We start from the raw sequence: 21,104 nt of genomic DNA on the forward strand, positions 1-21,104 counted from the left end.
AGCGACAATGGACCCCAAAGCCGCCCGACCTGAGCCAAACAGCCCCGAAGAAGCCCGCGGACAGGCGATCAGTCGCCTTGCACGACCCATATGGTTGACCCAAATCGGGATGGTGGCCGAACGCGCAGCACGGTGTTTCTGGCCCCTTTGGACCGTTCTTTTGATCGTCATGGCGGCGCTGTTCTTTGGCTTGCACGAATTGGGCTCGGTTGAGCTGGTTTGGTTCGGTGGTCTGGTCGGTCTCGTCGGTGTCACTTGGACCTTGGCGCGCGGTATATCCCAGTTTCATTGGCCCCATCGACGGGATGCCGTGGCGCGGTTGGATGAAAGCCTGCCGGGTCGCCCGATCCAGACCCTGGCGGATAGCCAGGCCATCGGGGCGGGCGATGCCGCATCGGTCGCCGTGTGGCGCGCCCATGTGATGCGCATGGCCGACCGGTTGAAAGCCGTGTCTCCGGTCAAACCGGATGTCGCCTTGGCGCCGCGTGATCCCTATGCCTTGCGATTTGTGGCGCTGACGGCCTTTGCCCTGGCGCTGCTTTTCGGGTCTGTCTGGCGTGTTGCGACCGTCAGCGATGTGGCTTTGGGCGGGTCGGCGACAGCCGCTGTCACCGGGCCATCCTGGGAAGGCTGGGTCGAGCCGCCGGCATATACCGGCAAGCCAAGCCTGTACCTGAACGATATCGCCGAGGGTCCGCTTGATGTACCGGCAGGCAGCAGCGTGAATTTGCGCCTGTATGGTGCGGTGGGCGAATTGACTGTGGCCGAAACCGTGTCAGGCCGGGTGGGCGACGTGGCGCCTGCCTCTGACATCCAGCAGCAATTCGACATCACGCAGAACGGTCAGATCAGTATCGCGGGCCCGGGTGGCCGCACCTGGCAGATCACCCTTTTGCCGGACACTCCGCCGTCAGTGGCGTTGGAAGGTGCGCCGGAGCGTGAACCAAACGGCCAGATGAGCCAGGGATTTCGGGTTCAAGACGATTACGGGATCATGGGTGGCACGGGTTTGTTCACCCTTGATCTGGGCGCGTTGGACAGGTCGCATGGCTTGGCGGCTGATCCCGATCCGCGCGAGCCGCTCGAAATTGATTTGCCCCTGCCCATTTCCGGTGACCGCCGGGAATTCAGCGAGGCGATAATCGAGAATTTTTCGAAGCACCCCTGGGCCGGTCTGCCGGTGACGCTGACGCTGAATGTGGTCGATGAGGCGGAGCAGAACGGGACGTCTGCCCCCGAGGCGATGTTGCTGCCCGGGCGCCGCTTCTTTGATCCGCTGGCAGCGGCGTTGATTGAACAACGGCGCGATCTGTTATGGGCGCGCGACAATGGTGCGCGTGTGGCGCAGGTCTTGCGCACGGTCTCGCACCGCCCCGATGACATATTCCGGGACAGTTCGGCCTATCTGCAGTTACGTATTGCCCTCAGTCGGCTTGAAGCGGGGGTGACGGCGGGTATGACCCCGGACCTGCAGGATGAGATTGCAGAGGCGCTGTGGGTCATTGCGTTGGGTATTGAGGAAGGCGATCTGGCTTCGGCCCTGGACCGTTTGCGCCGCATTCAAGATCAACTCAGCGAGGCCATTCGCAATGGCGCAAGCGACGAGGAAATCGCGGGTCTGATGCAGGAATTGCGCGAGGCCATGCAGGATTATATGCGCCAGTTGGCCCAACAGCAGGACCCGAACCAACAACAGCAAAATGCCGAGAATGGCCAGACCATTACCGGCGATCAGTTGCAGGAGATGCTGGACCGATTGCAGCAGTTGATGGAGGAAGGCCGCACCGCTGAGGCGCAGGAATTGCTGAACCAGCTCAACCAGATGATGGAGAATATGCAGGTCACCCAAGGTCAGCAGGGTCAGGGCGGGCAATCGCCGGGGGAGCAGGCCATGGAGGGGCTGGCAGAGACATTGCGGGAGCAGCAAGGTCTTTCGGATGAGGCGTTCCGCGATTTACAAGAGCAGTTCAACCCAGGTGCCAACCAGGGCCAGAGCCAGCAGAACCAGGGTCGTGATGGTCAGCAAGGCCAGGGGCAACAACACAGCCAGCAGCAGGGCGAAGGTCAAGGGCAGGGGCAGCAACCCGGTGCCCCGCAGCAGCCCGGCCAAGGCCAAGGCCAGCAAAACCAGCCGCCGCAGGACGGCCAGGGCGGCGGCCCGAATGCCAGTGATCTGGCACAGCGGCAGCAACAGTTGCGGCAGGAATTGCAGCGCCAACAGGGCAATCTGCCCGGTGCAGGCACCGAACAGGGCGATGCCGCGCGGCGGTCGCTTGACGAGGCAGGTGAGGCCATGAACCGGGCCGAGCGTGATTTGGAGGGTGATAACCTATCCGGTGCGATCGACAATCAGGCACAGGCCATGGATGCCCTGCGCGAAGGCATGCGGAATCTGGGCGAGGCGATGGCGCAGGAGCAGCGCGATCAGAACCAGAACGGGCAGCAAGGCCAAACTGCCGGACGCGCCGACCCCAATGGTCGTCGTGACCCGCTGGGTCGGGATCGGGGGCCTGAAGGAACGCTCGGGACCGAGGAAAACCTATTGCAGGGTGAAGATGTCTATCGTCGCGCGCGGGACCTGTTGGATGAGATCCGCCGCAGATCCAGTGATCAGGAGCGCCCGGCCAATGAGCTGGACTATCTGAAGCGGTTGCTGGATCGGTTTTGATCGCCGCACCCTAACATGGCAATGTAAGATTCAGGGATGTCTTGGCGCAGGGCTGCGTTAGCCGTTGCCCAGTCGTGCAGTGACGGCATTTGTGACGAGTTGGTCCAGCCAGACCCGGCCCTGGTTTACCAGATCGACATATTGAACCAGTGACGCCTCAAGCTGTGGGACGGTTTGCACGACGGTCGGCGCGTGCAGATACAACACCAAAAGTGCTGTCACGATGATCAGTGATCCGCCAAAGCCAAGCCGGAACCCCCTGGCGCGTTTCATGCGGTGCTGCTGGATCTTGAGCAATTCGACAGCGGCAGAGCGGGCCTCCCGATCAGGATCGGTTGAGACGCCCGCGCTTTGCAGGGTTGAGTTCAGTTCCTCCACATCCGGCAGCAACTCGCTGCGTGCGGCGGTGCGGCGGGTGAGCGCCGCAGCTGCGGCGACAGCCGCCCCGTCTTCGGGCTGTTCCTTTGGTTCCGTCGCCGCCTGGGCAATGGCTGCGCCTAACTTGTCGGACGGGCGCTTGCCCGGTTCCCGCTCTGTCGGAATGGGTTTTGGTTGGGGCGGCGGCACATCGGCCAAATCAGTTTCGTCTGCTGGCTCTGGCACCTCATCTGTCGGAGCTTCAATTTCGGGTTGGGGTTCGGATACCGGTTCGGCATCCGGTTCTGGCAGCGGCTCCGGATCAGGCACGGCACGCAGGTGGCGTTCTTTCGCACGCTCTGCCTGTTCTCGCTCGGCTTCTTCCCGCAGGATTTCCATGACCTTGCTGTCGACCTTGCGCCGTTCGGGCCGGGCGACGGGGGCGTCGTCGTCCTGCCCGCCGCTTTCGTCATCAGACAGAGAGGGCACGGCTGACGGTGCGACCGCAACGGGCGCCTCCGCATCCCAGGAATTGGTTTGGGTCATCTCCCGCACGCGTTGGATGAACAGGTTCTTGGGGACGCTTTCGGCAGGTTTTGTGGGTTCCGCTGCTTCGTCATCTGACCGGCGCGACTTGAACGCCTTAGGCGATAGTCCCAGTTCGGCGGCCAGATCGCGTTCCTTGGCCTCGGGCTGTTGAAACCAGGTATGCCCACAACTAGAGCATTGCACGTCCCGGCCATCGCTGGGCATGACGTGGTCATCGACGTCGTACTGCGCTCCGCAACTTGGGCAAGTCAGCCTCATTGAACCCTCATGCTCAAAGCTCTCTGCTTTGTCCACCCTTGGCTAAGGATACCTTTACACCGGCCTGCGCCAGGGTGAAAGATTTTGCCACAAGGTATTCCTCAGCCGATTGAAACAGGTCACACGGTCGGGCAGAACGGGGCAGGACAAAGGAAGCCCGGGGGATTTTGGTGATCGCATTTGATCAGGTGGCCTACAGTTATGGTGACCGTGCGCTGCTTTCGGATTTGACAATCACGCTGGAACCGGGCGGCTTTTACTTCCTGACGGGGCCGTCTGGCGCGGGAAAGACGACCTTTCTGCGCATGTGCTACCTTGATCTGGTGCCATCCGCCGGTGCGCTTTCGGTTCTGGGCCTGCCGGTTGCCGACATGGATCGGGACACCATCGCCACCACGCGGCGGCGCCTGGGTGTGATGCACCAGGATTGTCTGTTTCTGGACCACCTGTCGGTCTTCCGAAATGTGGAATTGCCCCTTGCTGTATCCGGGCAGTTCAGTCCCAGCGATGCGGACGATCTGGCCGAGCTTCTGGATTGGGTGGGGTTGACCCCGCGCGCTGCGGCGCGCCCGTCGGAATTGTCGGGAGGGGAGCGTCAACGCGCAGCCCTGGCCCGTGCGATTGTTCTGTCGCCTGACATGATCATCGCAGATGAGCCGACAGGCAACGTGGATTGGGATATGTCACTGCGGTTGTTGGGTCTGCTGCTGGAACTGAACAAGCTGGGCAAGACCATCCTGATTGCCACTCATGACCTCACGCTAATCCGTGCTGCCAAGTCCGAGGTTGCGGCCCGGATCCTGCGCATTTCGGAGGGGACGGTGCAGATGGCCGGAGCGGATCTGTGAAGCGCCTGTTCGCGAACGCCGTGCCCTGGGGCGATCAGATCAGTCTCGGTGCCATACGTGACGTGATCACGGGGCGGCGCCACGCCGGGGACCACGCCTTGCCTACTTCTGGCCCGGTCGGGGTGATAACGGCGTTGGGGGCCGCGGCGCTGTCGCTTCCGATGGTCATTGCCTTGGTGCTGGGCGGGTCAGATGGGCCGGTGACCGCCACCGCGCAAGTCCCGGACGGCATAGCGACGGTGCGGCTGCCTGCGGCGGCAGAGGCTGCTCAGATCGAAACCGTTCTGGCCCGTATTGACCAGATGCCTGGGGTCGCGGCGTCGCGCACCCTGCCGGAGACCGATCGCGCCGCCCTTTTGGCCCCCTGGCTTGGCGCGGATCTGCCGATGCAGGATCTGCCTCTGCCGATCCTGATCGATCTGTCCCTGTCGCAGGGCTTTGATCCCGCCACCGCACAGGAGGTATTGACCCGGATCGCTCCCGCCGCCGTTCTGCACCTGCATGCGGATCCCGGATCATCACCGCGCCCCCCCGATGCGCGCGGGTGGTACCTTGCCCTGATCCCCCTGGTGCTGGCCTTCTCAGCTTTGATCGCGCTGGCGGCCCAAACGGCATTGGCCATGCATGTCGATACGATGGCCACACTGCGGCTGATCGGTGCGAAAGACAGCTACATCACCCGCATCTTCGGCTACCGCGCTGCACGCCACATCGGCTGGGGCACACTGGCAGGCAGCATCCTGGGCCTTGGCCTGTGGTCGTTCCTCCATCCCGGCGGCTTACCCGGGCCAAATTGGCTGCTGCTCTTGCTGTTACCCGGCTGCACCGGTGTGCTGGCATATTTCATCACATCCCAGGCGGCGCTGCGCTGGTTGAAAGGTTTGACATGACGGTCCTTCAAGGCACGCGTTCGGTTCTGTTCCTGACGCAGATGTATCTGATGATGCCGATCATGGGGATCGTGTTCCTACCCTATATGTTGCTAACCCCAGATGGTGCGCGGTTTGCCTGCAAAACCTATGCCCGTTGGACGATCTGGACCGCGCGGTGGATGGTCGGCATTCGGACTGAAATACGCGGAACGGTCCCGGCTGATGAAGTGTTGGTGGTGGCCAAGCATCAGTCCTTTTTCGATATCATCGTCATTTTCGAGGCGCTCCCCTCCAGCCGGTTCATCATGAAACGGCAGTTGCTGTATACACCTGTGATCGGCCAGTACGCCCGGCGGCTGGGTTGCATTCCCGTGGATCGCGGCAAGAAGGGCGCGGCGATCAAAAAGATGGTCCAGGATGTTGCCGCCGAACGGCGCGAACCGGGGCAATTGGTGATTTATCCCCAAGGCACCCGGGTCGCGCCCGGCGCCCGCGTGCCCTACAAGGTCGGGGCAGGTGCCCTTTATGACGCGCTGCAGCAGACCTGTTATCCGGTGGCGACCAATGCTGGTCTTTTCTGGCCGCGGACCGGACTGCGCCGCAGTCCGGGTCTGGCCGTGGTGGAATTTCTGCCCCCGATCCCAGCTGGTTTGCCCGTGCCGGATTTCATGGAGCGGTTGGAGCATGAGGTGGAAACGGCCTCCGACCGGTTGATGGCGGATGCTGGCTTCTCCACGCAACGGGAGATGGCGTGATGAAAATGATAGAAACGATCGAGGCGCTTGAAACCTGCTATGGCACGCCCGGCGATACGTCCTTGCGCAAGGTGGCCCATCAGATGACACCGCTTTATCGCGCTTGGATCCAACGGGCCCGTTTCTGCATACTGACCACGGTTGGCCCGGGCGGGACAGATGGCAGCCCGCGGGGCGATGATGGTCCCGTTATCCGTGAATTGGACCCGAAAACACTGGCGCTTCCGGACTGGCACGGCAACAACCGGATCGACAGCCTACGCAACATCATCCTCGATCCCCATGTGTCGCTGATGTTCATGGTGCCGGGATCGGCGAATGTGATCCGCCTGAACGGAACGGCGCAGATCACAGCCGATGATGCACTACGCGAAACATTTGGTCACAAGGGCAAGCTGCCACGCACGGTCACCCTGGTGACGATTGGCGAGATCTATTTCCAATGTGCCCGGGCGCTCCTGCGATCCGACCTTTGGAGCGGGGAGGATCACAGCGCCGGTTTGCCCACACCTGGCGATTTATTGGCCGAACAAACGCAAGGGACCGTTGGCGGTGCCGATTACGATATCGAATGGCCTGATCGGGCGGCGCGCACCATGTGGTGATGGGGTTTGCTGCAGGTGCACAATTCGCTTGCGAAGAGATGCGCAATAATCTATCCGCCAATGCGAGTGCCACGCAATAAACTTGCCGGAGTGATCCATGAGCTTCCGTATCCAGCCCACAGCCCCCGCTCGCCCCAACCGTTGTCAACTGTTTGGCCCGGGGTCTCGCACGGCGCTTTTTTCCAAGATGGCTGGCAGTGCTGCGGATGTGATCAACCTGGATCTGGAAGATAGCGTTGCCCCCGATGACAAGGACCAGGCGCGCGCCAACATCATCCAGGCCATCGGCGATATCGACTGGGGCAACAAACATCTGAGCGTGCGGATCAACGGCCTGGATACACCCTACTGGTATCGCGATGTAGTGGACCTGTTGGAACAGGCCAGCGACCGGTTGGATCAGATCATGATCCCCAAGGTCGGTTGTGCCGGGGATCTATATGCCGTTGATGCCCTCGTCACCGCGATTGAAACCGCCAAGGGCCGCAGCAAACCCATTGCGTTTGAGGTGATCATAGAAAGCGCCGCCGGCATCGCCCATGTCGAAGAGATTGCCGCCGCCTCGCCCCGCCTGCAGGCCATGAGTCTCGGAGCGGCGGATTTTGCGGCCTCCATGGGCATGCAGACCACCGGCATCGGTGGCACCCAGGAGAATTATTACATGCAGCGCGGCGATCGGCAGTTCTGGTCCGATCCGTGGCACTGGGCCCAGGCCGCCATCGTCGCCGCTTGCCGCACCCATGGCGTGCTGCCGGTCGATGGCCCCTTCGGTGATTTCAGCGATGATGAGGGTTTCCGCGCCCAGGCCCGCCGCTCTGCCACCCTGGGCATGGTCGGCAAATGGGCGATCCACCCCAAACAGATCGCGCTCGCGAACGAGGTATTCACCCCGTCCGACGAAGCCGTGGCCGAAGCGCGGGAGATCCTGGCCGCCATGGACCAGGCCAAGGCCAACGGTGAGGGCGCCACCGTGTACAAGGGACGGCTGGTCGATATCGCGTCGATCAAGCAGGCGGAGGTCATCGTCGCCCAATCACAGCTGATTGGCGGCTAGGCCTGACCGCGTTATGAAAGGCCATGGCGCAAGGTAAACCCCGCGAAACCGATCTCTATCCACCGGTTAAAGCCTTTCTGGAAGGACAGGGATATGAGGTAAAGTCCGAGATTGGGGCCGTCGATGTCATGGCCTGTCGGGCGGATGATGAGCCGGTCATCGTTGAATTGAAGACAGGCTTTGCCTTGTCGCTGTTTCATCAGGCCATCGCCCGCCAATTGGTTGCCGATGCGGTCTATATCGCGGTCCCACGGGGGAAAGGTCGATCCTTCGCAAAGGCGCTCAAGGATAACAAAACGCTGGCCCGGCGGCTCGGATTGGGGCTGATCACCGTTCGTCTTGCCGATACCTTGGTTGAAGTTCACTGCGATCCAGGCCCCTTTGCCCCGCGCAAATCTAAACCGCGCCGGACAAGGCTGCTGCGCGAATTCGCGCGGCGTGAAGGGGACCCGAACCAAGGCGGCGCGACACGGGTGGGGCTGGTTACGGCCTACCGGCAAGACGCGCTCCGCTGTGCCCGTCACCTGGCCGATCACGGTCCCTCAAAAGGCGCTGTCGTTGCCAAGGCAACGGGGGTGTCTAGCGCAACCCGCCTGATGGCCGCTGACCATTACGGCTGGTTCGAGAGGGTGAGCAAAGGTATTTACGCACTGACGCCCAAGGGCGTGAACTCCCTCACGCAATACGCGGATCTGGCACTGTCTGCCCCCATTATGTGTTCAGAAATATCCCCGCCGGAGACATAAAAACCTGGTCTCGCGGTCTTTGATTTTGTGCCTCCGGCGGCGATATTTCTGAACACATAATGGGAGATAACCTTACCGCACTGACACGCAGACATCCGTCAGCAGATCATCTGGTGCTGTGTCCATTGGCGAGTTCAGGTAGACCTCGATTGGGGCCTGATCGCCAAGATCTGCGCCGGATTTCGGCAACCACGTGCCGTACATATAGCCGTAGGCGGCCCTCAGCCCGGAATAGGGCCCCTTGTAATGCATAACGGCATAGCGCCCGCCGGTGAGGCGCAGTTCGGTGAGTGGGTCTGCGATTTCCATCGCTTCGTCAACGGCCACCCCGGCATGGCTTTTTAGGTCGGCGGGTGAGGTCGCATCCGGGTCGTCGTAATAGACGCCGACCATGCCATAGGCGTGGGACCACAGGTTGCGGCTGGTGATGATGGTGCCCAGCGTCTCGAACCCCTTGCCGATCTCCATATAGGGGCCGGTATGGGGCAGAGCTGCGAGGCGGCGCATGGGTTGATCAATGATTTCAATCGGATACATGGGTTTGGTTCCTTTCGGGTCGTTCGGGACAGGCGGTTGCAAGGCACCGCGGGATCGGAACGCCGCTGGGGTCAGGCCATACTTTTCGCGGAAGGCGCGCACGAAGCTTTGCGTGTTCTCATAGCCACATTTCCGAGCAATTTCAGAGACTTCCCCTTGTGTCTGCACCAGCCAGCAGGCCCCGCGGTGGAGGCGGATGCGACGGGTGGCCTGAGCGCAGGTTTCGCCGGTCATTGCGTGGAAGACGCGGTGCCAGTGGAACCGCGACATGGCGGCCACATCGGCAAGCGTGTCAAGCGACAGATTGCCCCCGGGATTGTCGTGTATGTAATTGAGAACACGCAGTATTCTATCTTCGTAACGTGCCATGATGGCCCTTACCCTATGGATCGTTCGCACTCACATCCTTGCCAAAGACCGGACGCACAAATCTTGCTCAACTGCCCGGGCAGATCGCATACACGTCCCATGCAGAAACTATACATATTCCGTACATACGCGCCGGGCGATGCAGCAAACCTTTGTTCATCATTGGCAGCGCAGTCAGGTCGCCTAAGGGCCAATCCGGATCAGCCATCGCCTTGCCCTCCCGCGGACAAGGCGATGTCCGTACTGTTCACGTCTGAGTTTCTGTGCTTCTGCGCCCGGTGACGGTCACTCTTAGAGAGGGCGGGTGGCCGCGACGGCGCGGACATGTGCGTCAAAGCCGGGAAACATGCTCACCATCATATCGCGAATCTCGGTGGGGGCGCTTTGCAGGGTGCCTGCCGAAAGGGGCGGTTCGGGTGCATATTCTGCCAAGAGCTGCACAGCCTGGGCGTAGCGTTCGCCGCGTAATTCCTTGACCATTGTCAGGCCGAAATCCAGCCCCGCCGTGACGCCGCCGCCGGTGATACGGTTCCGGTCGCGCACAATCCGGGCATCGACCGCCTGAGCGCCGACCGCATCCAGCGTGTCGTGTGCGAGCCAGTGGGTGGCAGCCTTGTACCCCTCAAGCAGACCCGCCTGGCCCAGCAGCAATGTGCCGGTGCAGACCGCCGTCACGTAATCGGCCGTCGCCCCGCGCGTCGCCAGGAAATCGATGGTCTGCGTATCTTCCATGGCATTCAACATGCCCGAGATGCCCCCCGGCGCGAACAGGATGGTGCAGCTTTCAGGTGCATCATCGAAGGAGATATCGGGCACAATCGTCAGTCTGGTATCGCTGACAATGGGGTCTGTCGTTTTTGCCACGACCTGAACGGTGGCGCCCCATAGGCTGCCGAACATGTATTGCGGCCCGACCAGATCAAGCGCGGTCATGCCGGGATAGGCCAGCATCAGCACCGTTTCTGTCCCGGTCCATTCCGCGGGCCAGGCGGACATATCGTGCAAGGGTGTGTCGAGGTTGGTCCGTACCGAGCCATCCGGCAGGGCCATCTGGGCAAGGCTTTGTCTCGCCGCTGCGGGGGTGAGAATACCGGCGGCGGCGAGCAGGAGGATCTGACGGCGGTCTAGCATGGGAAATCTCCGACGTTGGGATAGCAGTCAGATGGCAGTGCTGGGCCCTTGGGAAAAGGACCTGCCAAACAGAAATTTCGTGCAGCGCCCCTTAAATCACTATCGCCCCATGCGACCGGCTGGTTGCGCCGGTTCAGCGATCATTCAGTGCCGCGCACCTTGCGCACGGCGGCACCGGTTCCTTTGACGGCGAGCTTGGCCGCCCCCGCGGTTGCCTTGACGGCGGTTTTGCCGACGAAAAGCGTGCCGTCGATAGTGTTGTCAAAGGCCTTTTCGGTGGAACAGGCGCCCAGAAGCAGCGCGCAGGTCAAGGCGGCGGCTGTGGCGGTGAGTTTGGTCATGGTCATATCGCGTTCCTTTTCCAAAATACGGGGGTCATCAGGCTGCAGGGACAGGTAGACGGTGCGCGCCGCCCCTCCCAAAGCGATGCGGACTGCCCTGCCACGTCCCTGCAAGACCGGAGATACGGGGTTTTCAAAATCAAGAAAAACGAATAACAAAAATAGATGAACCGAGTTTTTGTTATGAATGGATCGCGATGGATATTGCCCTGATCCGCACCTTCCTAGAGGTGGCTGCGACAGGATCGTTCATGAACGCCGCCGATCGGCTTTATGTGACGCAGTCTGCCGTCAGCTTGCGGATCCAGCGGTTGGAGGATGGGTTGGGGCGGGCGCTGTTCACCCGGTCAAAGGCGGGCGCGGAACTGACGCCGGCTGGCCGCGAGTTTGAGCGCTATGCCCTGTCGCTGATCAAGATCTGGGAGGAAGCGCGCCAGCAGGTCGCGATCCCGGAGGGTTATACCGAAAGCTTGTCAATCGGGGCGCAGTATTCCCTTTGGCCGAGCCTGGGGTTTCGGTGGATCGACCGGTTGCGCGCGCGCCGTCCCGACCTGAACATCCGGGCCGAGATCGGGATGCCCGACCGCCTAACTCGGTTCCTGATCGAGGGGCTGGTGCAGGCGGGCCTGATCTATACGCCTCAGGTGCGGCCTGGTCTGATGGTCGAAAAGCTGTTGGATGAGGATCTGGTCCTGGTCGCCTCCTGGCCGGATCCCAGCCTGGATCTGAAGGGGCGGTATGTCTTTGTCGATTGGGGGCCGGAATTTGTGCAAGCCCACGCGCTGCACTTGCCGGATCTGACCAATCCCGGTCTGACTTTGTCCTTGGGGGCGTTGAGTGCGGAGTTCATCCGGCGCCGCCCCTTTGCGGCCTATCTTCCGGCGCGGTCGGTCAAGCCGATGCTGGATGTGGGTGAGGTGCATCTGGTGCCCGATGCCCCCATCTTTCCCTATCCGGTCTGGGCCGTATGGCGACAGGATTTGCCGCCCGATCTGAAGGATGTGGCGCGCAAGACGTTGCTGGAGGTTGTCGATCAGATCAGCCGTGATCAGGATGCGATTTTGGAGGATCTGGAGGATCTGAGTGATGACGCGCTTGAGACCCTGGGAGAGGGTGGCGCGCAGGCAGGGGGGTAGACGCGCGCGCCGAGAGGGCCCCGGCGCGCGCGACCGTCGTTAAGAGAAGACGTCGGCGATGCTATCGACCGAGACGCCTTCTTTGATTTCGCGCAGGCGGGCATAGGTGGTGGCCGCCAGGATCGCCGAGAACGACATGCCAAGGTACTGGATGGCCAGCAGCACCGGACCGCCCAGCCAGCCGGTGGCACCGAGCACGGCCCCGATCCCCATGCCGATGCCCAGCAGGATCAGGCCCACCAGCAGCACCAGACCGAAGATGGGCCAGCGATAGCCTGAGGTCAGTTGTTGGCTGCGTCCGAAGCCGCCAAATCCGATCTCTTCGATCACGACGGAGGGGATGGTCACGTACCAGATCATCGTCAGGATCAGGCCGGGTATGATCAACGCCAAAGTGGCCAGGCCGATGCCCAGGCCCATGACGATGCTGACCAGCAGGACCGTCACGATCAGCGTGCTGAGTTTGGACAGATAGGCCGATATATTGATTTGCCGGCCAAGCACGGTGTCGTAGGTCAGGAACGTCACGAGGATGCCGACAAAGGCGCCAACGAGCGAATCGACCAGAATTTGGATGATAAAGCCAAAGACGGCGGTTCCACTGAAATCGCCATCAGCAAATGGTTGGTTCAGGACCGAGATGCCGAGGATCGTGTAGGTGATGAACGACACCAGCACGGCCACGAAGCTGATCACGAAGATATAGGTGAATTTCGAAAAGAAGGTGGATGCGGCGGATGACAGGATGTTCCCGACACCGAGCGGCGGTTTTTCCGCAGTTTGTTCCAATGGGTCCTCGCAGAATCCTTGTTTCAGATGCCCGTAGTAGACAAGGCAAGTGCGGCGTCTTCAAGACAGGCTTACCAGACCAACGGATAAGGTTTGGCAAAGATGCGGATTGGGGTTGGTTTGGCGGGCGCGGTGCGGCTTATGACACTGAGTCATGAGAAGACCTTTACAACATCGGTCTCGCCCGTCGCCCTGATATTCTGCAGGCGCAGATAGGTCAGGGTTGATAGAACGGCATGGATGGAAAAGAGCAGGTAGCCCACAAACATGGTGAGCCAGAAGGGTGTGTTGAACCCCATGGGAAACAGGAAGGCGGCCACAACAACTATGCTGAATGTCCAGTTCGCGGCACAGAGGGCTATGATCGGCCAGAGATATCCGCGGATCAGGCCGATCCCCCGTGCGATACTGCGCAAGCGGCCGCTGTCCAGCGCAATCACCGGGCTGACGACGAAGAGCAGGATAACGATCACCACATTGACGGCGAACCGGAGCAAGGCCACGGCGGAGACAAATGCGGGAGATTGGGGCATAAACGCCATAAGGAGCTTCAGGAAGACATCCGGCAGGACAAATGCACACCACAGGACGAGCATTGGGATGAGTATCACCGGAAGCTCCCTGACATAGCTGTTGACCGGTGCGGTCCGCCCGCTTTTGCGGTCGGCGATGATCTGGATCGGTGGCACGACGACAATGCAAACAGCGATGCCCTGGATCAGCAGTATCAGGAGTTGGCGCAACCAGATGGGCACGTCGCCCAGGATCAGCGGAGCCGCGTTTTCAAGGATGACGGCACGCAGCACGATGGACATAAGGACTGCGACGCTGGCAAGGGCCAACAGGATCGGGGCGATAGCGAAGACCATCTGAGCCGTCTCCCGCAGCAGCGGCCAGACCCCGAGGCGCGGCTTGGATGGTATGGCATCCCTCACAGCGAGTGGCCCAAGATAGACATATTGGCACGGCACGGCCCGTCGTCGGTGTGGTGATAGGGCGGGACCCTCATTCGAAAACGGCTGCCAGATCTTCGGGCTGCGCGCCTTCCTTGATCGCGCAAAGTCGGTTGTATGTGAGGACCGTGACCGTTACCTCAAATGCGGTGCACAAATAGGCTGCGAAATTCAGGATTTCGGCAAAGACCCATTGTCCATAGGTCACGCTAAATTCACTCGCCACTAAAACAAGCATCAGGATCAAAGTCACCACGACAAACACGCCAAAAACAGGCCACCGATACCTTGACACAAGGCGGTAGCTGCGCCCGAAGGCGCGCCAACCCTGCCGTTCGATCACGACGAGAGGCGAAGCGACGAACCAAACGACAGCGGCAAAGATGAATAACCCGGAAAACAACAGGGAAACGATGGCTCGAATGTGGGGGAGATCGATCAGCAAAAGCAAAGCCGCCACAGAGGGGGAATGGTTGACCAACCAGAACGCAACCGCCACTGGCAGCAGGTTCACCGGGATCTGTGTCACAGAGTGGCGAAGGCGGAGGGCGCGCCCGGCAATGGTGTCTTGAAGTATCAAGATCAGCGGGATCATGGTGACGGCGTGGGCAAGCGCGTTAGTGAAACCGATACCCAACTCGTACACATAGTAGTTTAGATCAAAGCCTGAACTCCCAAAGAAGTTCGTATCATAAAACAACGACACCAGCACTGTGTCGGCAAGTTTGTTGAGCAGCACCGCAGCACTGGTCAGAACCGCAATATAGGGAAGCCTGGACTTAAAAAGAGCCGCGGAGGCCGATAGTATGCGGCCAATTCCAAGTGAGGCTGACCTGTCGGGGACGCCTTGCACCAGTTTCAGTCCGTCGCAGACGTGCCGTGGAATTTGTCGGCGCGTCTGTCGCCAAAAAGCTGGCGCTGTTCGAGATGGGCGCGCTGGGCGGCGTAAAAGGATTTGAGGAACAGGCTGTGTTCGGCAGGCTGGATGGTCTCCTCGTAGTTAATTTTTTTGCTGATCTGCGTGACGATGGCGTCGAGCTGTTGATTGCGTCGGGCATGGGCCTCGGGCGTAAGGCTGCCATGGCGGTCGGTTTGCAGGAACGTTTCCAGGGTCTGCAATTCGAAGGCGCCGTAAATGTCGAGTTGGTGCGGCAAGAAGGTGAAACGTTCCTCCTGCGGGGTGGCCTTGCCCGCCAGATCAGGCAAAAGGCGGGATTCGGGGTAGTGGATCACGTAGGTGCCTGCGATCAGATCCCCCAGCCGCTGGCGCCGCTTGTTAAAGAGCGGCACGGCCAGCGTCACGACGACCCAAGCAACGGCAAGCGCACGCGACCAGCCATCTAGGCTTTCCATGACCAGCAGGAGGGTCAGGGGGAGAAAGACCTCTGCCTCCTTTGTCAGGTTGCGGGTGAACACGGCATGGGCCGTGAGAGAGCGGCCATCGGCGCTGACGACCTTGAGCTTGAGCATACGTTTGCCCAACGTCTCCCCATTCCACATCAGCTCTGTCAAAACATAATACGGAAAGCGGATCGCGAAAAAGAGCAGCGATCCCAGCCCGACGACCAGCTCATCTGTGCTTTGTGGCCCTGCCAGAGCAATAAGCAAAACAACGGCTACGGCAAACAGGCCGGTGATCAGGATATCGGTCACCTGTGCGCCCAGGCGTTCGGTCAGCCCCGCCACGCGGAAGGTGATGGGCACACCTTCGGGCGGCAGGAAGTCGTGGATCAATCGCACCTTGTTGCTGCGGCCCTTAGCGGCTGACATTGCGCTGGCGCCCCCCAAAGACGAACCAGGCCAGCCACAGGGCGCCGATCCCCCAGCCGATGATCAGGCGTGCGGAGCGGTCTTGCACCAGTTGCCGCCCAAACCCTTCGAGGATGGCTGCGGCAAACAGCATGATCGCGGCCACGATGGCCAGTTTGACCGCATCGCGCCCGGCATGGCGCAAGGCATCGGCGCGGGTGGTCGTACCGGGAAAGAGGACCGCGGCGCCCAGTTGCAGGCCGCCGCCCGCGGCGATGCAGATGGCCGACAGTTCGGTCACGCCATGGATCGATAACCAGCCCGCCAGATCCAAGCCAAGGCCGCGATCCACATGCAGGGCGTAGAACGCGCCGAAGATCAGGCCGTTATAGAAAGTTAGCAAAAACGCGGGTGCGCAGGCAAAGATCCCTAGACCGAAGACAAAGATCGCGATCCGGGTGTTGTGGGAAAAGAGCAAAGACGCAAAGGCAGCGAGGCCGCCATCGGCCGCATCATCATCATAGATCACACCGCGCAGATAGTCGGTGCTGGCTTCCGGTCCGCGCCCCCCGGCCAGGTCGGCTGGCAGAAAGACGTTGTACCAGGCGGGATCTTCGAAGAACAAAAGATAACCCGCCAGCGCGCCCAGGAACATCGCCAGAAAGCCCAGGCCGATAAAGGGGGCGGAGCGGCGCATGGCAGCGGGTGCACCTTGGGTCAGGAAACGGTGAACGAGCCCGCCCAGCCGTTCCTGCGGGGCGTAGACAGCAAGGTAAGCCCGCGCCACCAGGGCATCGAGATAGTCCAGCATCGCCGCATCGAGCGATGTTTCCCGCGCCACGGACAGCGAATTGGCGGCCTGCCGATAGAGAGAGGACAGGTCTTTGGCTTGTTGGTAGCTGAGTTGATGGGCGCCGCCGCGTTCCACCACACGGACGAGTTGGTCCAGTCGCGTCCAGTCGGCTTCGCGTTCCGCACGAAAGCGGGCCGAGCGGAGGGTGATCGCGGTGTCCATCAGATCAGCTCCCGCGCCTTGATATCGAGGTAGGCCGAAATCAGACGTGCCGTGACCTGCCGTGGTTCGCTATCGATCACGATGATGCCCAGGCGCGACAGGCGTTCCATGACGATTTGCCGTTCGGTTTGGACCTGGGAGGCCGCGACGAGGGTGGCCACATCATCAAGGCCGTCTGGGGCCTGCGTTGCTAGGTCGTTAATATGGGGATCGCGGAGCGCCACGAAGACGATGACGTGGCGCTTGGACAGGATGCCCACATTTTCGACCAGCAGTTCGGCGGTGGTCGTATCCTCGAAATCAGAAAAGACCACGATCAGGCTGCGGCGCGGCGTGCGTGCGTTCAGTTCGGCCATGGCCAGGGTGTGGTTGGATTCGACATCCGTGTAGGTCAGTTCCGCGGTGCGGGAGCGGAGCGCGGCAAAGGCCAGCCGCCCCCGTTCCGGCGGCACGAAAATGCGGGGGCGGGCATCGAAGGCATAGAACCCCACCTGATCGCCACCAATCGTGGCCGCCCAGGCGGTGGCGAGGGCGGCGTTGATCGCATGGTCGATCTTGGGCAAGCCCGCGATCTGTTCGCGCATCAGGTGGCCGTTATCCAGCGCGACGATGACGTGGTGGTTGCGTTCGGCGCGCATATCCTTGGCCACAAGGCTGCGATGTTTGGCGGAGCGTTTCCAGTCGATTGACCGCACATCCATGCCCTGGACGAAATCGCGGAGCTGGTGGAATTCGGACCCTTCACCGATGGCGCGGTTTTCCTTGACCCCGTAAAGGGCGGACAGGACCATCGAGGTGATCTCCCCCGACTGAACGCGGCGGATGCTCGGCACGATGCTGACCGGGGTTTCGACCCGGATGCAGGGGGTTACCTCCAAAAGCCGCAGTGGGGAGAGCCAGCGCAGCCATAGTCGGTCGATCAGCCATTGGCCGCGGCGGCGCGCGGTAACGCTGACATGCGCGATGGATTGGTTTTCGCCGTTGCCAGTGAAGGTGATGTCGGCGGGGCCATCAAGGCCTGCGGGCCAGTCAATGCGGGCGGCCAGATCCTGGGGCGCGCGGTCAACGCGCAGGGTCATGGTCTGGGTGTCGCCCACGAACAGTTCTGGCAGCAGGTCGATCCCGATCCCGTGGCGGCGACGCAAGCACGCCACCAGATCCATGGCCAGCATGCCGCCCAGGGCCACCCACAGGATCAGCGCCCCATCCCGCAAGCCGCCGCCCATCGCGATCAGGATCACGTTCAGGCCAAGCGCCGCCAGGGCGATGACCAGCAATCGGGGGGATGGGCGGATCAGCGGGGGGCCTCGATCTGGTTGAGGATGTTGTCAAGAAGGTCCGCGGTGGTGCGTCCCTCAATCTCGGCCGTGGGGCCCAGGACGATACGGTGCTGCAAGGCCGGGATGAACAGGCGTTTGACATCATCGGGAATTGCAAAGTCACGCCCGTCCAGCGCAGCAGCGGCGCGGGTGGCGGCGGCAAGCGCGTCGGCGGCGCGGGTGGAGGCGCCGTGGGTGATCTCCGGATCCATCCGGGTGGCGCGAACGAGGCGGAGGATATAGCCCAGGATCGCGTCCTCCAGCCGGATGTCATCAATCAGGGCGCGCCCGGCGCTGAGCGTTTCGGCCTGGGCCATCGCCGACAGCGCGGCGGTGCGGGCGTTACTGTCAAGCGGTTGGGCTGCATGGTGGCGCAGGATGTTCAGCTCATCCGCCTCGGACGGGAAATCGACCAACAGCTTGAACAGGAAGCGGTCAAGCTGCGCCTCGGGTAGGGGATAGGTGCCTTGCTGTTCGATTGGGTTCTGCGTCGCGATGACAAAGAAATTGTCGCCCAGATCGTGGGTTTCATTGTCGATGGTCACGGTGCGTTCGTTCATGGCCTGCAAAAGCGCGGCCTGGGTTTTGGGTGGAGCGCGGTTGATTTCGTCCGCGAGCAGGATCTGGCTGAAGACCGGGCCCTTGACCAGTTTGAACTCGCTGGTCTTGAATTCGAATATACTGGCGCCCAGCACGTCACCCGGCATCAGGTCTGGGGTGAACTGGATGCGGCCAAAGTCAAGCTCGACGGTGGCGGCAAAGCTGCGGGCCAGCAGGGTCTTGGCCGTGCCCGGCGGCCCTTCAAGCAGGACATGGCCCGAGGAGAAAAGGGCGATCATCAGCATGTCGATGATGTCGTCCTGGCCTTGCACGGCCTTGCCAATCTCGGCCCGGATCGCGTCTGCGGCTTCGCGGAGCTCTTCAAGTGTCATGGGCAATCTGCTCCAGTAAGGTCTCTAGGTCGTCGACATGGGCGATGGCTTCGGCGGCCGGAATGTCGATGCTGAGGCCACGGATGCGCGCCGTCAGTTCCGCCAGCGCATGGGCCAGTTCAGGGTTTCGGCGCTGTAGGATACGGTCGATCCGGGCGCGGGCCGTGTCTGAATTGGCCGCGGCTGGCCCCAGAAGGCGGTGGGCCAGATCCGTCAGGCGCGCATCAAGGTAATCGGCCAGCAATGCACCGTCATGGTTGGACAGCCGCAACAGACGGGCCCGTGCACCGATTGAGACGGTCTTGGCCGCGCCTGGCCCCTCATCGAACAGGCGTCGGGGGGCGCCATAGCGCACGAAGGATCGCCAGACGAACAGGATAGCGACCGCTCCAAAGCCGATCCAAAGGAGCGAAAACGGATAGCTGAAAAAGCGCAGTAGATCAGCCCAGGTGCGGTCGGCGCGCTGGGGTGCGTCAGCATCGACAACCCAAGAGTAATTGGTGTAATCGATCAGCACGCGCTGGCCATCTGCCAGGTCCGGCAGCAGGGCACGGGCGATATGGGCGTTATCCCCCAAGCGCAGGCCGTGATTGTTCAAAAGATCGGGGTCGGACAGGATAAGGACGCTTTGTTGATCATTGCCAGTTGGGTCGATCTTGCAGCGCGCCAGCAACATTTCATCCCGCCGTCCGATCACAGGTGTGCAGTCTGGGCCGTCGATGGTTTGGGCCAAATAGAGTTCGGCCTGCAGGTTTTGCCCAGCAACGTTGACGTCGTAATTGGTAAAGGCCGTTTCGGAAAAGCTGACCGATCCCAAGCCAGGCGCGATCTGGGACAGCAGGGTATTGAGCTTGGCATCGGTGACCCTCAGGACAGGGTGGGCTACCCCGGTCAGGCGGGTTCCCGTGCCCCATTTGGGCAGAATGATCAATGTGGGCAGGTCGCGTATCTTGGTGGCGACGACCTCGCGGGAAATATCGAACTCTTCTTGTTGAGACAGAAGATCCCGCTTGGTTTCGGGTTGGTTGCGGCGTTTGTTGAGGTCGAGGTCATAAAGCGGCACAATGTTCAAACCGATGCCGTCCGCGGACATGCCAAAGCCCCCGCGAAAGGTGCTGGCATCGACATCGCTTGTGCGGAGCCAGACCCCCAGGCCGTCGAACCCGATAGCAGAGCTTTGGAGGCGGCGGTCGTCGCTCCCGGACATGAACCACAGGAACACGATAACGGCCGCGCCAACGGCGGCGAGGATCACCAGATCGACCGAGCGGCGGCCATCGCCACCGGAGCTGGATGCCGTATTGTCTGTCATGTCTGCGCCGCTGCTGCAAAGAGGGGGGCGATATCCTGAACATGTGCTTGAAAGTCATCTTCGGATACATCGCGCCCCCCGAAATGGGCACGCTCGGCTGCAACGAGGACGGTGTGAAGCGGGGGGTGCAAGGGCCAGTCCTTGGGAATGCGGCGCAAAGCGTCGCGGGCGGTCCAACTGCGTTGCAGGCGGATCTGATGCAGATCGGCAGCTTTTGCCAGGCTTGTCCGCATAAGCTCTAGCAAGGCCGCGCGCCGGTCTGTCATTTGAAGGATCTGGGACAATTCGGCCGGCAAAGCGGACCCGATACCCCCCGGGGCATTGCCCTTTTTTCGGCGCTTGGATTTGGCATCTTTCGGCTGGGCGTTCAGATCCACGACACTGGCACCGCCCAACCGTGCAACGATCAATACCAATGCACCGATGATCAAGATGCTGAGCAAGATCCAGATGATGCGGCTGTAAAGGGCCATTTCGCCCTCTTGCGACCGCTCGACTCGTTCCGGTGTGAGCTTTGTGTCAAGCGTGGGGGCTTGGCCGGTAGGATCAAAAAAAGTGAGGTCGGTGGATACGGGATACCTGCGGACAGATTGCAGATAATCGGTGCCGCTGTCCCGAATCTCCACTTCTTGCCGGATCGCCTCCTGACCGGCTGATGGCGCTGCGAAAAACAGAACTGCTGCGCAAAACGTGAGAAATATACTTTGTCGCATATTGCTTTGACCTACGAACAGCATTCCGCGATGACAACGTCAATCTCAGACTGATGCGCCGTTTTGGCCCGGTTTTATGGTTTTCCATACCCAAAG

Annotated in this window: 21 protein-coding genes; 8 read left to right on the forward strand and 13 right to left on the reverse strand. The window is 61.2% G+C overall.

What is annotated here, in order from left to right:
- Positions 1-7: 7 nt before the first annotated feature.
- Positions 8-2,668 (forward strand): TIGR02302 family protein, encoded by a 2,661-nt coding sequence (locus IU397_RS01825; protein WP_204410014.1) that lies wholly within the window; start codon positions 8-10, stop codon positions 2,666-2,668.
- Positions 2,669-2,725: 57 nt separating this feature from the next.
- Here the strand turns inward: IU397_RS01825 and IU397_RS01830 are convergent, their stop codons facing one another.
- Entirely contained in the window at positions 2,726-3,832 is a 1,107-nt protein-coding gene (locus tag IU397_RS01830) for a zinc-ribbon domain-containing protein (protein WP_204410016.1), read from the reverse strand.
- A 170-nt stretch (positions 3,833-4,002) separates the two neighbouring features.
- On the opposite strand from IU397_RS01830, the gene IU397_RS01835 reads away from it, so the two are divergent.
- From IU397_RS01835 to IU397_RS01860, 6 genes are all read left to right on the forward strand, one after another.
- Positions 4,003-4,680, forward strand: a complete 678-nt coding sequence (locus IU397_RS01835; protein WP_204410018.1) for an ATP-binding cassette domain-containing protein — start codon at positions 4,003-4,005, stop codon at positions 4,678-4,680.
- A complete protein-coding gene (locus IU397_RS01840) occupies positions 4,677-5,570 on the forward strand; it encodes an ABC transporter permease (RefSeq protein WP_204410021.1) in 894 nt (297 codons plus the stop codon). Before IU397_RS01835 ends, IU397_RS01840 begins: the two co-directional genes overlap by 4 nt.
- Positions 5,567-6,307: a 1-acyl-sn-glycerol-3-phosphate acyltransferase gene (locus IU397_RS01845; RefSeq protein ID WP_204410023.1), complete on the forward strand. Its 741-nt coding sequence runs from the start codon at positions 5,567-5,569 to the stop codon at positions 6,305-6,307. The genes IU397_RS01840 and IU397_RS01845 overlap by 4 nt, the downstream gene beginning before the upstream one ends.
- Positions 6,307-6,912, forward strand: coding sequence for a pyridoxamine 5'-phosphate oxidase family protein (locus IU397_RS01850; RefSeq protein WP_204410026.1), 606 nt, complete (start codon positions 6,307-6,309; stop codon positions 6,910-6,912). Before IU397_RS01845 ends, IU397_RS01850 begins: the two co-directional genes overlap by 1 nt.
- 97 nt (positions 6,913-7,009) lie before the next feature.
- On the forward strand, positions 7,010-7,966 hold the full coding sequence (locus IU397_RS01855) for an L-malyl-CoA/beta-methylmalyl-CoA lyase (RefSeq protein ID WP_204410028.1): 957 nt from the start codon (positions 7,010-7,012) through the stop codon (positions 7,964-7,966).
- 23 nt (positions 7,967-7,989) lie between these two features.
- Positions 7,990-8,712: a DUF2161 domain-containing phosphodiesterase gene (locus IU397_RS01860; RefSeq protein ID WP_204410030.1), complete on the forward strand. Its 723-nt coding sequence runs from the start codon at positions 7,990-7,992 to the stop codon at positions 8,710-8,712.
- 72 nt (positions 8,713-8,784) lie between these two features.
- Here IU397_RS01860 and IU397_RS01865 read toward each other — a convergent pair whose 3' ends face one another.
- The 3 genes from IU397_RS01865 to IU397_RS01875 form a co-directional block, all read right to left on the reverse strand.
- A complete protein-coding gene (locus tag IU397_RS01865; RefSeq protein WP_239479530.1) occupies positions 8,785-9,618 on the reverse strand; it encodes a GyrI-like domain-containing protein in 834 nt (277 codons plus the stop codon).
- A 291-nt stretch (positions 9,619-9,909) separates the two neighbouring features.
- A complete protein-coding gene (locus IU397_RS01870) occupies positions 9,910-10,749 on the reverse strand; it encodes a DJ-1/PfpI family protein (RefSeq protein WP_204410032.1) in 840 nt (279 codons plus the stop codon).
- Between the two features lie 140 nt (positions 10,750-10,889).
- Complete coding sequence (locus tag IU397_RS01875) at positions 10,890-11,096, reverse strand: hypothetical protein (protein WP_204410035.1); 207 nt, start codon at positions 11,094-11,096, stop codon at positions 10,890-10,892.
- 191 nt (positions 11,097-11,287) lie between these two features.
- Here IU397_RS01875 and IU397_RS01880 point away from each other — a divergent pair, with 191 nt between their 5' ends.
- Positions 11,288-12,226, forward strand: a complete 939-nt coding sequence (locus IU397_RS01880) for a LysR family transcriptional regulator (RefSeq protein WP_204410038.1) — start codon at positions 11,288-11,290, stop codon at positions 12,224-12,226.
- 39 nt (positions 12,227-12,265) lie between these two features.
- Here IU397_RS01880 and IU397_RS01885 read toward each other — a convergent pair whose 3' ends face one another.
- The 9 genes from IU397_RS01885 to IU397_RS01925 form a co-directional block, all read right to left on the reverse strand.
- Positions 12,266-13,015: a hypothetical protein gene (locus IU397_RS01885; RefSeq protein ID WP_204410040.1), complete on the reverse strand. Its 750-nt coding sequence runs from the start codon at positions 13,013-13,015 to the stop codon at positions 12,266-12,268.
- Between the two features lie 152 nt (positions 13,016-13,167).
- The gene (locus IU397_RS01890) at positions 13,168-13,884 is read right to left on the reverse strand and encodes a hypothetical protein (protein WP_204410042.1); all 717 of its coding nucleotides are present in this window, start codon (positions 13,882-13,884) and stop codon (positions 13,168-13,170) included.
- A 136-nt stretch (positions 13,885-14,020) separates the two neighbouring features.
- Positions 14,021-14,821, reverse strand: a complete 801-nt coding sequence (locus IU397_RS01895; RefSeq protein WP_204410044.1) for a hypothetical protein — start codon at positions 14,819-14,821, stop codon at positions 14,021-14,023.
- Between the two features lie 5 nt (positions 14,822-14,826).
- A complete protein-coding gene (locus IU397_RS01900) occupies positions 14,827-15,738 on the reverse strand; it encodes an RDD family protein (protein WP_204410046.1) in 912 nt (303 codons plus the stop codon).
- Positions 15,725-16,732 (reverse strand): stage II sporulation protein M, encoded by a 1,008-nt coding sequence (locus tag IU397_RS01905; RefSeq protein ID WP_204410049.1) that lies wholly within the window; start codon positions 16,730-16,732, stop codon positions 15,725-15,727. The genes IU397_RS01900 and IU397_RS01905 overlap by 14 nt, the downstream gene beginning before the upstream one ends.
- Positions 16,732-18,009, reverse strand: coding sequence for a DUF58 domain-containing protein (locus IU397_RS01910; protein ID WP_239479531.1), 1,278 nt, complete (start codon positions 18,007-18,009; stop codon positions 16,732-16,734). Before IU397_RS01910 ends, IU397_RS01905 begins: the two co-directional genes overlap by 1 nt.
- A gap of 17 nt (positions 18,010-18,026) precedes the next feature.
- The gene (locus IU397_RS01915) at positions 18,027-18,983 is read right to left on the reverse strand and encodes a MoxR family ATPase (RefSeq protein WP_204410051.1); all 957 of its coding nucleotides are present in this window, start codon (positions 18,981-18,983) and stop codon (positions 18,027-18,029) included.
- Positions 18,973-20,295 (reverse strand): hypothetical protein, encoded by a 1,323-nt coding sequence (locus IU397_RS01920; protein WP_204410054.1) that lies wholly within the window; start codon positions 20,293-20,295, stop codon positions 18,973-18,975. The genes IU397_RS01915 and IU397_RS01920 overlap by 11 nt, the downstream gene beginning before the upstream one ends.
- A complete protein-coding gene (locus tag IU397_RS01925) occupies positions 20,292-21,008 on the reverse strand; it encodes a DUF4129 domain-containing protein (RefSeq protein WP_204410058.1) in 717 nt (238 codons plus the stop codon). The genes IU397_RS01920 and IU397_RS01925 overlap by 4 nt, the downstream gene beginning before the upstream one ends.
- Between the last annotated feature and the right edge of the window lie 96 nt (positions 21,009-21,104).

Source organism: Actibacterium sp. 188UL27-1, assembly GCF_016901225.1.
Taxonomy (GTDB): Bacteria; Pseudomonadota; Alphaproteobacteria; order Rhodobacterales; family Rhodobacteraceae; genus 188UL27-1.

What these genes read in the sequence shown, in the direction of transcription:
- IU397_RS01855 (WP_204410028.1), top strand. Translation starts at nt 7,010, where the DNA reads ATGAGCTTCCGTATCCAGCCCACAGCCCCCGCTCGCCCCAACCGTTGT.
- IU397_RS01845 (WP_204410023.1), top strand. Translation starts at nt 5,567, where the DNA reads ATGACGGTCCTTCAAGGCACGCGTTCGGTTCTGTTCCTGACGCAGATG.
- IU397_RS01825 (WP_204410014.1), top strand. Translation starts at nt 8, where the DNA reads ATGGACCCCAAAGCCGCCCGACCTGAGCCAAACAGCCCCGAAGAAGCC.
- IU397_RS01860 (WP_204410030.1), top strand. Translation starts at nt 7,990, where the DNA reads ATGGCGCAAGGTAAACCCCGCGAAACCGATCTCTATCCACCGGTTAAA.
- IU397_RS01905 (WP_204410049.1), bottom strand. Translation starts at nt 16,732, where the DNA reads ATGGACACCGCGATCACCCTCCGCTCGGCCCGCTTTCGTGCGGAACGC.
- IU397_RS01870 (WP_204410032.1), bottom strand. Translation starts at nt 10,749, where the DNA reads ATGCTAGACCGCCGTCAGATCCTCCTGCTCGCCGCCGCCGGTATTCTC.
- IU397_RS01830 (WP_204410016.1), bottom strand. Translation starts at nt 3,832, where the DNA reads ATGAGGCTGACTTGCCCAAGTTGCGGAGCGCAGTACGACGTCGATGAC.
- IU397_RS01850 (WP_204410026.1), top strand. Translation starts at nt 6,307, where the DNA reads ATGAAAATGATAGAAACGATCGAGGCGCTTGAAACCTGCTATGGCACG.
- IU397_RS01925 (WP_204410058.1), bottom strand. Translation starts at nt 21,008, where the DNA reads ATGCGACAAAGTATATTTCTCACGTTTTGCGCAGCAGTTCTGTTTTTC.
- IU397_RS01865 (WP_239479530.1), bottom strand. Translation starts at nt 9,618, where the DNA reads ATGGCACGTTACGAAGATAGAATACTGCGTGTTCTCAATTACATACAC.
- IU397_RS01915 (WP_204410051.1), bottom strand. Translation starts at nt 18,983, where the DNA reads ATGACACTTGAAGAGCTCCGCGAAGCCGCAGACGCGATCCGGGCCGAG.
- IU397_RS01880 (WP_204410038.1), top strand. Translation starts at nt 11,288, where the DNA reads ATGGATATTGCCCTGATCCGCACCTTCCTAGAGGTGGCTGCGACAGGA.
- IU397_RS01900 (WP_204410046.1), bottom strand. Translation starts at nt 15,738, where the DNA reads ATGTCAGCCGCTAAGGGCCGCAGCAACAAGGTGCGATTGATCCACGAC.
- IU397_RS01875 (WP_204410035.1), bottom strand. Translation starts at nt 11,096, where the DNA reads ATGACCATGACCAAACTCACCGCCACAGCCGCCGCCTTGACCTGCGCG.
- IU397_RS01890 (WP_204410042.1), bottom strand. Translation starts at nt 13,884, where the DNA reads ATGGTCTTCGCTATCGCCCCGATCCTGTTGGCCCTTGCCAGCGTCGCA.
- IU397_RS01920 (WP_204410054.1), bottom strand. Translation starts at nt 20,295, where the DNA reads ATGACAGACAATACGGCATCCAGCTCCGGTGGCGATGGCCGCCGCTCG.